This is a genomic window from Allorhizobium ampelinum S4, from assembly GCF_000016285.1.
In the GTDB taxonomy this organism is placed as follows: Bacteria; Pseudomonadota; Alphaproteobacteria; order Rhizobiales; family Rhizobiaceae; genus Allorhizobium; species Allorhizobium ampelinum.
On the sequence record NC_011981.1, the window covers coordinates 176,970 to 188,997 of the forward strand.

Genomic DNA, 12,028 nt, shown 5'->3' on the forward strand with positions numbered 1-12,028 from the left:
TGACAATCGAATTTCCTCTGGAGCCCTATGATGCCTCTCTCCCATATCAAACATTTTGCCTTTCTCATTCCCGGCAGCTACCGGGAGGATAACCCGGCTGAGGGGCTGGAAGAAACGCTGCGCCTGTTCGAACTGGGTGAAGAACTGGGCTATGATAGCGCCTGGGTGCGCCAGCGCCATCTGGAGCGCGGTATTTCCTCTGCCTCAACCTTTCTGGCCGCCGCTTCGCAGCGCACATCCACCATTGGCCTTGGCACGGCGGTGATCCAGCTTGGCTATGAAAATCCGTTTCGTTTGGCGGAAGACCTAGCCACTGTGGATGGCCTGTCACGCGGGCGGTTGAATGTTGGCGTTTCGGTCGGCGCGCCACCCTTTGCTCATCTGATTGCGCCGTTTACCGATGCGGCGCCCGAGACTGATTATTCGCATGCACGGGCCGAAAAACTGGCCCTTGCCCTGCAATCAAAACCCCTTTCGGAAGAAACTTTGGCAGGCAATGCCGCCGGTGCGCAAATTCCGCGTGTGAGGCCGCTGGCACCTGGGCTGACAGATCGTTTGTGGTACGGCGGTGGCTCGCAGAAATCGGCCCGCTGGGCAGGGGAAACCGGCTTCAATCTGTTGAGCGGCAATATCATTACCGGTGAGCAGACCGATGATTTTCTGACTGCCCAGCGGGCTTTGATCGAGACATTCCGCCAGAATTGGCAACACGAGCGCGCACCGCGGGTTGCCCTTGGGCGCGTGATCTTGCCAACCGACAGCGCCAGCCCGGAAACCCGCCGCCGCTACGCGGAGTTTGTGGAGGAGCGCAACAAGCGCACCCATGCCCCCCAAGGCCCACGCCGCACGCTGATTCTGCCCGATGTGGTTGGCACAACGCCGGAGATTATCGAGATCTTGTCGCGTGATCCTGTTCTGCCACTGGTGTCGGAATTCCGGCTGGAACTGCCTTACGATTTTCATGCCGAGGAGTATGCGCAGATCATTGAGGATTTTGCCCAGCTTATTCCGGCACAGGGCAAGCGCAAATCGAAACTCAGCCTCGCGGCTGGCTAAGGCAATCCCTCATCAATTGAAAACTGGATCAAAACCATGACACAGACACATCCTTTGCTCTTGGGCATTGGCGTTGATGCCGCAGCCCGCGACAGCAACAGGCCAACAGATTGGCAGGGGTTCTGGCGTGCGCTGATTGCACGCCTCGATGGCGCAGCCAGCTTCCTGACGCTGGAAGATGGCTTTGCCCGCGCCGACGATGGGTTGGATGCTGTGCTGCTTGCCAATTGGCTTGGTGCGCGCAGTCACAGAATTGGCATTATTGCTGGCGCTGCGGTGAATTTTCTGGAGCCTTTCCATGTCTCCACCGCCATCGCCACGCTGGATTACGTCACGCAAGGTCGGGCCGGGCTTTTGCATCAGCGTCTCGACCAGACAAGGGCAGAGCAAGCAGGCCGCGCTATTGGACGCTTAAACGGCTTTCCCGCCATTGCCGCGCATGATCTTGATCGCGACGCGATTGATGCCGGTGAGGTCATTCGCAGGCTTTGGGACAGTTGGGAAGACGATACGGTGATCCGTGATCCTGTGAGCCAGCGCTTTCTGGATGGCGCAAAGCTGCATTATATCAACTTTGAAAGCCCGAATTTCCGGGTGCTTGGTCCGTCGATTACGCCTCGCCCGCCACAAGGCCAGCCAGTGGTGGCGGTGTCATGGACAGGCACGGAGGATATTGCCTTGGCAAAGGCGGCGGATGTCGTTTTCGTGTCTGGCGATAATGATCGGATTGCGGAGCTTGCGGCACAGATTAACGGCGGCTCCACGACAGCCGGGCCGGTTCTGGTCGCTGATATTGCCGTGGGTGCCACTCCCTTGTCCGGCGCGGAGGCCGTTGAGCGGCTGACGCAAACGGCAACAGCAGGATTTGGCGCTGTGCGTCTGGTGTTGTCCGATCCCCAAACGCAGATCGACCATGTGCTGCATGAGATATTGCCCGCCCTGGGGAGCGCAGGTCTTGTGCGCGAGCCTTCAGGTAACACACTACGCGCCCGGTTTGGATTGCCCACAGCCATCAATCGCACCGCCACCGCTGCTTGAATTGAGAGAGATAAGTTCATGGCCCAAAAACAGATCATCCTCGGAGCGCAATTTCCGGGCGTCAACAATTTCACCGTCTGGAGTGATCCGGCAGCGGGAAGCCAGATTGCGTTTTCGTCTTTCCAGCATTTTGCCCAATCGGTGGAGCGTGGGAAATTCGACTTTATCTTTCTGGCCGAGGGCTTGCGCCTGCGCGAACAGAAAGGGCGTTTTCACGAGCTGGATGTGGCAGGCCGCCCCAATACGCTGGCGATTCTGACCGCCTTGGCATCCATCACCAATCATGTTGGCCTGATTGGCACACTGACCACCACCTTCAATGAACCCTATGCGCTGGCAAGGCAGCTTGCGACATTGGATGTGCTCTCCGGTGGTCGGTCTGGATGGAATGTGGTGACCTCGCCCGGTGCCTTTACCGGGGCCAATTTCCGCCGGGGCGACCATCTGCCCTTCAAGGAACGCTATGAACGGGCGCGCGCGTTTATCGAGATTTCCCACGCCGTCTGGGCGGGCGAAGATTTCACGCATCATACGAAACACTTCGATGTGGTGGGGCGCTCCAGCCTTGCGCCACTGCCGCAAGGCGCACCAGTGATCGCGCAGGCGGGCGATTCAGAAGAGGGGCGCGAGCTGGCGGCCAGCCATGCCGATCTGATCTATTCTCGCCATGGAACGCTGGAGGCAGGCCAAGCCTTTTACAAGGATGTGAAAGCGCGACTGGCCAAATACGGCCGCAAGCCCGACGCCTTGAAGATATTGCCCGGTGCGAATTTTATCATCGGCGATAGTTTGGAAGACGCACAGGACAAGCTGCGGACTATTCGCCTGCAACAGGTCAGCCCAAAGACGGCAATTGTGTTTCTGGAACAGGTCTGGAACCACGATCTTTCCAGCTATGATCCGGACGGTCCGCTGCCCAGCATTGAGCCAGACACGACAGACGAAAAACTGGCACAGGGGCGCGCCAACAATCTGGATGCAAAGGGCCGCGTTGAAACCGCGCAGCAATGGCGTGAACTTGCCGAGCGCGATCACCTCAGCATTCGTGAATTGATCATCCGCGTCACGGCGCGCCAGCATTTTATCGGCACACCTCAGACCATTGCGGATGAGATTGACCTTTATGTTCAATCAGATGCCGCAGATGGGTTTGTTTTCGCGCCACATATCACACCGGGTGGTTTTGACGAGTTCGTCGAAAAAGTGATTCCGATTTTGCAAGACAAAGGGGTTTTCCGCAGCAATTATGCGGAAGATAGCCTGCGCGCACGCCTGAACCTTCCTTTGAGTGCGCATGCTGATTCAGGCGCGGTTAGCACGACACGAGAGACCATCGCGCCGTTGCGGGCGTGAGGCGGGGCACTCTGCTAAACCCCAAATTCCAATCCTATACGCGATCGAAGTTGTGGCAGTCGAAATTTCATGAAGGGAAGGATGGGATGCCTTTCGCCATTCCATCCAATTTACAGCAGAATTTATCCGCTACGGGCTTGATCGGGAATAGTATGCTCTAATGGTCGCCATAATGTTGAAATTATGCACTTATTTTGCGGATATGTGCCTATTAGGATTGATGAATTTGAAGAAATAGTCTATAAATTAAGTAGAAAAAGGAGATTGCCATGACCGTTCAAATGACAGCACGACGTTGCGCCCCATCACTGGCACTGGCTGTTTGTTCTCCTTGTTGTTGTCTGCGCCGGAGCCGTCGAGAGCGAAGTTCAGAGTAAACAACTATCGGCCCCAGGGGCACGTGAGGCACGTCATGAGCAAACAAGTTATTGAATACCAAGGCATTCCAGTTGGAATCGCAGTTCCGCACAGCAGTAATCTTCTGCGGTTTATTGCCGTTAAATTCCATGTGATTGATCTGGATGATCGGGTCTATCCATCGGTCAGCGATTTGCAGGCGGCCATCCGCATGCATGTGAACGCGTCCCAAGCTCTGGCAGCCTGATTTTACCCGCTACACCAGAGCCATTGTCAAAATGATTTCCGGATAAACGAGGACAGCGCCACGAACCTTGAATGGTTCTGGCGCTGTAATGCTATTTGAGAAGACAGTGCGAAACCATGATAATGGGCAAAAAAACAGGCCCCTTTGTCGGGGCCTGCTCAATGTTTAGCTGTTTTTTGCAAGGCTGGCATAGGCAAGGTTGCCAATCAGACCTTCCGCGCCATAAGCGTAATTGCGCACGCGCTTGTTGCCCACCACGGGTTGGATGGGGGAAACGAGATTGATCACGGGAAGATCGCGGGCGATGATCACCTGAAAATCCCTAAACAATTGGGCGCGTTTTTCAATGTCCGGCTCCACCGCAGCCGCTTCCAGCAGGCGGTCCACCTCCGGGTTTTCGTAGTGGCTGGCGTTGGAAAAGGGCAGGCCGATTTTGAAATTCTTGCTCCAATAGACCCGCTGCACGCCAGCGGTGGGATCAAATGTGTTGGAGAGCGATTCCACCGAAAGATCCCAGGCGCGGTCCGTATAGACCACTTTGACATAGGTGCCGAAATCGAATTTTTGAATATCCGCCTCAATGCCGATCTTGATCAGCGCTTGTGCGATAAAGTCTGAATAGCTCGCCGGATTAAACGGGTTGGTCGTGACCCTTAGCTTGAAACGCTTGCCGTTTGCTTGACGGCGAAAGCCCGCTTCATCCAGCAGTTTTTCGGCTAAGGCCACATCATATTTGGCAAAGCCAATATCGGGATTGTGAAATTTCGCCAGACCGGGGCTGATCGGCGTGGGTGAGGGGATGCCATAGCCATAGAGCACGATGTTGATCAGCGCCTTCACATCGATGGCATGGGCAATGGCTTGGCGGACTTTCTGCTCCTTCAGGTAGCTGTTTTCCAGATTGATCACCAACTGGTTCTGCTGGCCCGCATAGGCATAGATCTGATCATCGACCTTGAGTGTCGCAACGCTTTTCAACCGATCCAGATCAGAAAGCGGAACCGGATTGGGACCAATATCGGCCTCCCCGGTTTCAAGGGCTGCCGAGCGAGCGCTGGCATCATTGATCAGCCTCAGAATAACGCGGTCGAGATAGGGCCTTGGCGCATCCCAATGGGCAGCATTGCGTTCCAGCAGAATATGGCTGCCCGGCACCCATTCCTTCAGCGCAAAGGGGCCGCTGCCAATAATCTGCTGCGGCTTTGGATTTTCGGTGGGCTTGAAGGTCTCGAAAATGTGCTTTGGCACAATGGGTGATTCAGAGCCAGACAGGGCGGTGATCAGCGCTGGCGTCGGCTTGGAAAGGATGAGCTTTGCCACCAGCGGATCGCTGGTATCAATGCTTTCCACGGTGGCAAAAATAGCCCGTCCCCGCGGATGGGCTTCCTTGAGGCGGAAAATCGAAAAGGCGACATCCGCCGATGTCAACGGCTTGCCATCATGGAAGGTTACATTGGGGCGCAGATGGAAGATATAGGTCTTACCGTCAGGTGAAATGCTCCATTCCTTGGCCAGCGCTGGTTTGGGCGTCAGGTCGTAATCATAGGTCAGCAAACCATCGAAAATTTTGGCTCCGATGAATTGCGCACCGCCCGAGCTGGTGTTGATGGCCACCAACTGGGTTGGCTCGGGAAAATAAACAATCTTCAGCGTTCCGCCGGAAATTGGCTCTTCTGCGGCGGCAAAGGCCCCGCCGGGCAGCGCCGTGAAGGCCCCTGCGGCAAGGGCAATGCGGTGAAAGTCGCGTCTGGTGAGCGTCATGTCTTCGCCTCCTCCGGTCAGTGCAGTTGCGGAAAGCCGTGGCGTTCCGCCAGCAGCGTCAGAATGCGTTTTGTGTCCTGAATAAAGTGGGTGTCACTATAAGTTGTGGCATCCTCTGGCGGGTTTTCACCAAACACCAGCAGCGGCAGGCCCTGATGGTCCTCACCGACAACGGCGATCACCTCTTGGCGTGGGCGTGGAAAATCTACGCGGTGAATGGTCAGTTTCGCCGCCAGATCGGGGAAGCTGCGCAGCAGTCCCTCAATCTGGTTGCAAGATGGGCAGACAAAGCGTGTGCTGGGGTGTTTTGCATCTTCAAAGCCGGGAGAGAGCAGGAAAAGTATATCTTGAGCCATGATGTCCATCACAGATGAGAGGGGGATTGATCCGAAGTGTTGCGCTTATCCGCTCAACTGTCCTTCCATGCTTCTGCGAGGTCGCTGTATGCCACGTCGATGGTGGTCACCAGATTTTGGATGCGCTTGTTGCGGGCAATCACCGTGGGAAGGGCAATGACCGAGAAATTCGGTAGGTCCGCACCGGTGATTTTCTGGATTTCCTTGAACTCCTCGTCGCGCTTTTTCTCATCCACTTCAATGGCAGCGGCGCGAAAAAGGTCATCCACCTTCGGATTGTTATAATGAGCGGCATTGACATAGGGTGCTATATTTTTGATGCCATCCGACCAGTAGAGGCGCTGCACGCCTGCCGTGGGGTCAAACAATCGGCTGATGCCATTGAGGTTGATGTCAAAACCGCGCTCGGTGTAAACGCGCTTGATAAAGGTGGCGAGATCGCCATCGACAATCTCGATCTTCACGCCGAGCTTGCCGAAGGTGGAGCGGAAATATTCAGCGGTTTTCTTGAAGCTATCGCCGGGAATATAGGTCAGCCGCAGGGAGAAACGGATGCCATTGGCATCCTTCGGATGTCCGGCCTTGTCCAGCAGTTCATTGGCTTTTTTGAGGTCGAACTCGTATTGGAATGGCGCTTCGTCGTTATAGTCTTTGAACACCGCCGGAATGTTGGAAAAGGCTGGTTTCGCCGTGCCGTAGAAAATCGCATCAATGATGAAATTGCGATCAATGGCATGGGCCAGCGCATGGCGCACCTCTGCTTTGGCAAGGATCGGGTTGTCGAGATTGAACTCAAACACCTGAGCATTATTGAGATAGGCGTCGGTGTAGATATCCACCGTCAGGGTCTTGCTCTGCTTCAGCCGCTCAATATCGTTGAAGGATACATCCGTGCTGTAATCGGCCTCGCCGGTTTCAAGCGCAATCGAGGCGGCAGCGCCATCGCCCACAAACCGGGCCACGAAACCATCCAGATGCGGCAGGCCCGCCTGCCAGTAATTCGGGTTGCGCTTGAGTTTTACGTAGCTGCCGCGCTTCCATTCTTCAAACACAAAGGGACCAGTGCCAATCGGCGCATTGCCATTGGGGCTTTCTGCATAATTGTCCGTGGCGTAGGCGTAGGCGTGGGCGGGAAGGATTGGCGTTTCGCCTCCCGTCAAAGCGCGCAGCAGATAGGGGGCTGGCTTGGCCAGCACCACAACGGCGGTCAACGTGTCCGGCGTTTCCACATCCGATACATTGGCAAAGGTCACACGGCCACGCGGGCCTACTTTCTTGAAGGCCAGCAGCGAAAACTTCACGTCGGCTGAGGTGAAATCCTTGCCATCATGCCATTTCACGCCCTTGCGCAGACGGAAGGTGAAGCGCAAGCCATCGGCGGACAGCTCCCAGGATTCGGCCAGAACCGGATGGGGTTTGAAACTGCTATCAAACCGCACCAAACCTTCGAGGATTTTGGTGGAGATGGCGCGGGTTCTGGTGTTGGTGTCAGACAAAGGCACCAGCGTTGTTGGCTCGCCCACGGCCACAAAGGTGGCAATGCCGCCTTTCTTCGAGGTGTCAGCGGCAAAGCCAAAGGCTGGCAACAGGGTTGAGCCACCAAGGGCGGCACCGAGCAACAAAGCCTTGCGGCGGGTTAGGGTGATGGTCATGGGTGTCCTCATTTATTGTGTTTTTGAAAGGGTTTGTTTTGATCAGGCGGCCTTCAGCCTGCTTTCCACCAGCCGGGAAAACAGGGTTGCCCCGACGGGCAGAATGGCATCATCAACAATGAAGCCGGGATTGTGGGCGGGCACCGTGCCGCTGTGGCCGAGGGTGAAAAACGCACCGGGGGCGTGCTTGAGCAAGTCGGCGAAATCCTCGCTGCCCATGGTGCGATAGGGTTGGGTGGAGACCCGTGCATCCCCCAGCACCTCGCGGGCAACAGACACCACAGCCTCAACTGCTGTGTCATTGTTGGTGAGCACGGAGAAAATGTCGCGAATATCCACCGTGGCTGTCAGCCCGTGAGCGGCGGCAATGTGATTGGAAATTTCGGTGATGCGGGTGCGAATGGTTTGCCGCACCTCATCGGAAAAGGCCCGTACCGTTCCGGCAATCGAGGCGGTTTCGGGAATGACATTATAGGCTGATCCGCCTTCAATCCGGGTGATCGACAACACGGCAGGATCGGTGGGCGGAACATTGCGGCTCACAATGGTTTGTAGGGCCTGAATCAACTCACCAACGGCCGGAATGGGATCACGCCCCAAATCGGGATGGGCAGCATGCGCACCCTTGCCGCGCAAGGTGATATCAAAGAAATCGGCCCCGGCCATAGCGGCACCCGGCGATACTCTCAAGTGATTGGGTGGAGAATAGGATGAATTGTGCAGCCCATAGATTTCATCAACCGGAAAATCCTTGAACAAACCATCAGCAATCATCGCCCTCGCGCCGCCAAGCCCTTCCTCGGCGGGCTGAAAAATGAAGGTGACCGTGCCCGCAAAATCGCGGGTTTCTGCCAGATAGCGGGCCGCGCCCAGCAAGATGGTGGTGTGCACATCATGGCCGCAGCCGTGAAACTTGCCGGGATAGACGGAGGCAAACGGCAGCCCTGTTTCCTCTGGCATCGGCAGGGCATCCATATCCGCGCGCAGCCCTATGGAGCGGTTGCCAGCGTGTTTGCCGCGCAAGCGTCCCACCACGCCGGTTTTGCCATAGCCGCGATGCACCTCAATGCCCCATGAGGTGAGCTTTTCGGCGACAATGCCTGACGTTCGGACCTCTTCGAACCCGATTTCCGGGTGCTGGTGAATGTCGTGGCGGATAGCTGTCAGCTCTGGTGTATAGCTGGCTATGCGATCAATCACATGTGGAGACGGTAGTGGGTCTGGAGAGGAGGTCACAAATCTATCCTTGGATGAAGGGGCTTGATAAAATGGGCGAGGGCCAAGGACGCTTGCGCCCGTGGCTGATGAATGACATTGCCGTTCAGAGCCGCAACCCGGCCTGTTTCAACAGCGGCAAAATGCGTTCCGCAAAATAATCGAGATCGTCGCGGAAATCGTAGAAATTCAGCTGAATGCCATCAATTCCGGCCCTGTGCAGGGCCAGCAATTGGTCCACCACCTGTTCCGGTGAGCCGATGATTTCAATATTGCCACCCAGATTGCGGCCTTGCTTGTGGCGCGGATCGCCACGGCCACGCCATGCATGGGCATCGCTTTCATAATTGTTGGTGGCAAAGGCACGGGTGCCTTGTTGTGGCTTGCCTGCCTCAATTGCGTCGGCATAGGCGAAGGCTTCTGCCTCAGTATCGCGGCTCACCACAATCGGGTTGATGATGGTTTTGACCCGGCGACCATAGGAGGCGGCGCGGGTTTTGATGGCGGCGATATGGTCGGGCAGGGTTTCCAACGCACTCTCAATATGCGCGCCGCCCGGCGAGGTCACAAAGACAAGATCGGAATGGCGGGCGGCAAAATCGATCCCGGCTGGTGAGCCGGTGGCGGTGACCAAAGGCGGCCTGCCAAATTCAGGCTTCGGCGTGATCCAGCCGTTGTTGACGGCCCAGGGGTTGAGTTTGCCTTCATAGGAGAAGTTCTCGGTCTCGCTCCAGAGGCGATTCAGCACATGGAACAGCTCAGATGCCATGTCATAGCGCTTGTCGTGCTCAATGCGCTGCCAGCCGAACATTTCATGCTCAATAGCACGGTGTCCGGTGACGATATTGATGCCCCAGCGCCCCTTGGCGATATGATCCAGCGTTGCGCCATATTTGGCCAGATGCAGTGGGTGCAGCGGGCCATAGAGCACATGGATGGTGGAGATCAGCAGGATATTGGTGGTGATGGCTGCCATGGCCCCCAGCGCAATAAAGCTGTCCAGCGATGCCTCGCCGTCATAGCCGCCTTTGGGCAGCCATTGGGTGCGGCTGAAGGCAATTTCAAAGCCCAGCGCATCGGCCTTTTTCACCACTTCGGCATTGTAATCAAAGGTCCAGCTATTGCTGGTGGGCAGGCTGGAAAAATTGATATCCTGCAAATTGAGAAACAGGCCCAACATCAATGGTTGGCGCACTGCCCGGCTGAGGGGGCTGTTTTCAAAATCCAGCGGACCTTTCAAATCGGGTTCTTTTGCGCTTTCAGCGATTAGTGCCATGTGGTTTCTCCTGTTTCTTTCGGCCAACCAGGCAGGGTGGCAAATTCCTCGCCATGGGAAGGGGGGCTGCGGATGGCCTGCTGGCGGGCAAACCTGTTTTGACCCAGCCGAGCTTGTCCACACCAGAAAGTGGTGGTGGAGCCTGGTCTTGGATGTATGAAACGGCTTGCGGTTGGGCGTCTTGGCTTGCTGACAAAATACTCAAGGCTGTATGTCCCGGCTTTAATCTCAAGCGAAAAGGGTATTTAAAAAATGATATAATATATAGAATTTATGTACTAAATGCAGCTTATTGAGAAATATAACTCCCAATTGGGAGCCATGGGGCGATCAATTTTTTCCGCGATCTGTCTTGAAGGGCTCGGCACGTGCGCTTGCTGCGCCGCTGGAATTCATGTTTGGGCCACTGAATTATGCCGCACATGACCGTGGCGTGATTGGAAACGAACGATCAAAATTATGGCGAGGCGTGTCAAATCCGTATCATGGCGGAGCCTGGTTGATCATTCAGGATTGAAGACACCATGAAGCCGCCAAGCCGGTAAATTTATCAGCTATTACCCGAGGATAAAGCAGCGCGGCGACAGCGCTTGACAACGATCAATTAACTTGAGCGCCAAGTGCGGCAACTTTTTTCTATATTTTCCATAGAATCAGATGGGTTTTTCTTCTGTTCCGTCCAATCGCCACCTATCCTTATGTTTTGGAAAAGAAAAATGCCAAGCGGCGCAACACGGGGGATAATATGGGGCGGATATTGAAGCGGCTAATCGCAACGGCTTGTTTACTGGCTTTTGGAACGGTGTCTTCTTTTGCGGCAGATCCCAAGGAGATTACGCTGGATTGGGCAACCTATAATCCGGTCAGTCTGATCTTGAAAAAGCAAGGCTTGCTGGAAAAGGAATTTGCCAAGGACGGCATTTCCATTCGTTGGGTGCAGTCGGCTGGCTCCAACAAAGCGCTCGAGTTTCTCAATGCCGGGTCGATCGATTTTGGCTCCACAGCGGGGGCTGCTGCCCTGATCGGCAAGATCAACGGCAATCCCATCAAATCGGTCTATGTCTACTCAAAGCCAGAATGGACCGCTCTGGTGACCCGGGCGGAAACGGGCATCACAAAGCCTGCTGACCTCAAGGGGAAATCAATTGCGGTCACGCGTGGCACCGATCCACATATCTTTCTGGTGCGCGCGCTGGCCGATGCCGGTTTGACCGAAAAAGACGTAAAGCTTGTTCTCTTGCAACACGCCGATGGAAAGCTTGCGCTGCTGCGCGGCGATGTCGATGCCTGGGCAGGCCTTGATCCATTGATGGCCTCGGCTGAGGTCGAGAACGGCGCGGTTCTTTTCTACCGCAAGCCGCAAGACAATACATGGGGCGTGTTAAACACACGGGAAGAGTTTGCCAAGGAGCATCCCGCGTTGGTCAAGCGGGTTCTGGCTGTCTACGATCAGGCACGCCGGGAGGCGATTGCCCATCCTGATGCCTTGAAAGTGGCATTGGAAGAAGCTGCCAAGCTGCCGGGACCTGTGATTGCCAAACAGCTTGAACGCACAGATCTGTCATCATCGCAGATTGGACCAGCCCAGCGCGACACCATTTTCCAAGCGGGTGTCGCTTTGCAAAAGGCTGGCGTCATCGGTGCCGAGGTGGATGTCGCAAAGGCTGTTGACGGGCTGATTGATCCGCAATTCAGCTCCGGTCTTGGACAATAGAAA

At 55.7% G+C, this 12,028-nt stretch carries 10 protein-coding genes; 5 read left to right on the forward strand and 5 right to left on the reverse strand.

The genetic code is table 11. The annotated features are described in order from the left end of the window. The first annotated feature begins 30 nt into the window (after positions 1 to 30). The 4 genes from AVI_RS26550 to AVI_RS26565 all read left to right on the forward strand — a co-directional run bounded on the left by AVI_RS26550 (position 31) and on the right by AVI_RS26565 (position 4,051). The gene (locus AVI_RS26550) at positions 31 to 1,056 is read left to right on the forward strand and encodes an LLM class flavin-dependent oxidoreductase (RefSeq protein ID WP_015918348.1); all 1,026 of its coding nucleotides are present in this window, start codon (positions 31 to 33) and stop codon (positions 1,054 to 1,056) included. 36 nt (positions 1,057 to 1,092) lie between these two features. Further along, positions 1,093 to 2,094, forward strand: coding sequence for an LLM class flavin-dependent oxidoreductase (locus AVI_RS26555; protein ID WP_015918349.1), 1,002 nt, complete (start codon positions 1,093 to 1,095; stop codon positions 2,092 to 2,094). 18 nt (positions 2,095 to 2,112) lie between these two features. Further along, positions 2,113 to 3,447 carry an LLM class flavin-dependent oxidoreductase gene (locus tag AVI_RS26560; RefSeq protein WP_015918350.1) on the forward strand — a complete coding sequence of 445 codons (1,335 nt, stop codon included), beginning with the start codon at positions 2,113 to 2,115 and terminating at the stop codon, positions 3,445 to 3,447. A 412-nt stretch (positions 3,448 to 3,859) separates the two neighbouring features. Next, a complete protein-coding gene (locus tag AVI_RS26565) occupies positions 3,860 to 4,051 on the forward strand; it encodes a hypothetical protein (protein ID WP_041699718.1) in 192 nt (63 codons plus the stop codon). Between the two features lie 165 nt (positions 4,052 to 4,216). Here the strand turns inward: AVI_RS26565 and AVI_RS26570 are convergent, their stop codons facing one another. From AVI_RS26570 to AVI_RS26590, 5 genes are all read right to left on the reverse strand, one after another. Beyond that, entirely contained in the window at positions 4,217 to 5,812 is a 1,596-nt protein-coding gene (locus AVI_RS26570; protein ID WP_015918351.1) for an ABC transporter substrate-binding protein, read from the reverse strand. A 17-nt stretch (positions 5,813 to 5,829) separates the two neighbouring features. Next, positions 5,830 to 6,168, reverse strand: a complete 339-nt coding sequence (locus AVI_RS26575) for a DUF3088 domain-containing protein (RefSeq protein ID WP_015918352.1) — start codon at positions 6,166 to 6,168, stop codon at positions 5,830 to 5,832. Between the two features lie 53 nt (positions 6,169 to 6,221). Then, positions 6,222 to 7,814, reverse strand: a complete 1,593-nt coding sequence (locus AVI_RS26580; protein WP_041699986.1) for an ABC transporter substrate-binding protein — start codon at positions 7,812 to 7,814, stop codon at positions 6,222 to 6,224. A 48-nt stretch (positions 7,815 to 7,862) separates the two neighbouring features. Next, the gene (locus AVI_RS26585) at positions 7,863 to 9,056 is read right to left on the reverse strand and encodes a M20 aminoacylase family protein (protein ID WP_015918354.1); all 1,194 of its coding nucleotides are present in this window, start codon (positions 9,054 to 9,056) and stop codon (positions 7,863 to 7,865) included. Positions 9,057 to 9,141: 85 nt separating this feature from the next. After that, the gene (locus AVI_RS26590; RefSeq protein ID WP_015918355.1) at positions 9,142 to 10,311 is read right to left on the reverse strand and encodes an LLM class flavin-dependent oxidoreductase; all 1,170 of its coding nucleotides are present in this window, start codon (positions 10,309 to 10,311) and stop codon (positions 9,142 to 9,144) included. Between the two features lie 745 nt (positions 10,312 to 11,056). On the opposite strand from AVI_RS26590, the gene AVI_RS26595 reads away from it, so the two are divergent. Continuing rightward, the gene (locus AVI_RS26595; RefSeq protein WP_015918356.1) at positions 11,057 to 12,025 is read left to right on the forward strand and encodes an aliphatic sulfonate ABC transporter substrate-binding protein; all 969 of its coding nucleotides are present in this window, start codon (positions 11,057 to 11,059) and stop codon (positions 12,023 to 12,025) included. Positions 12,026 to 12,028: the final 3 nt, after the last annotated feature.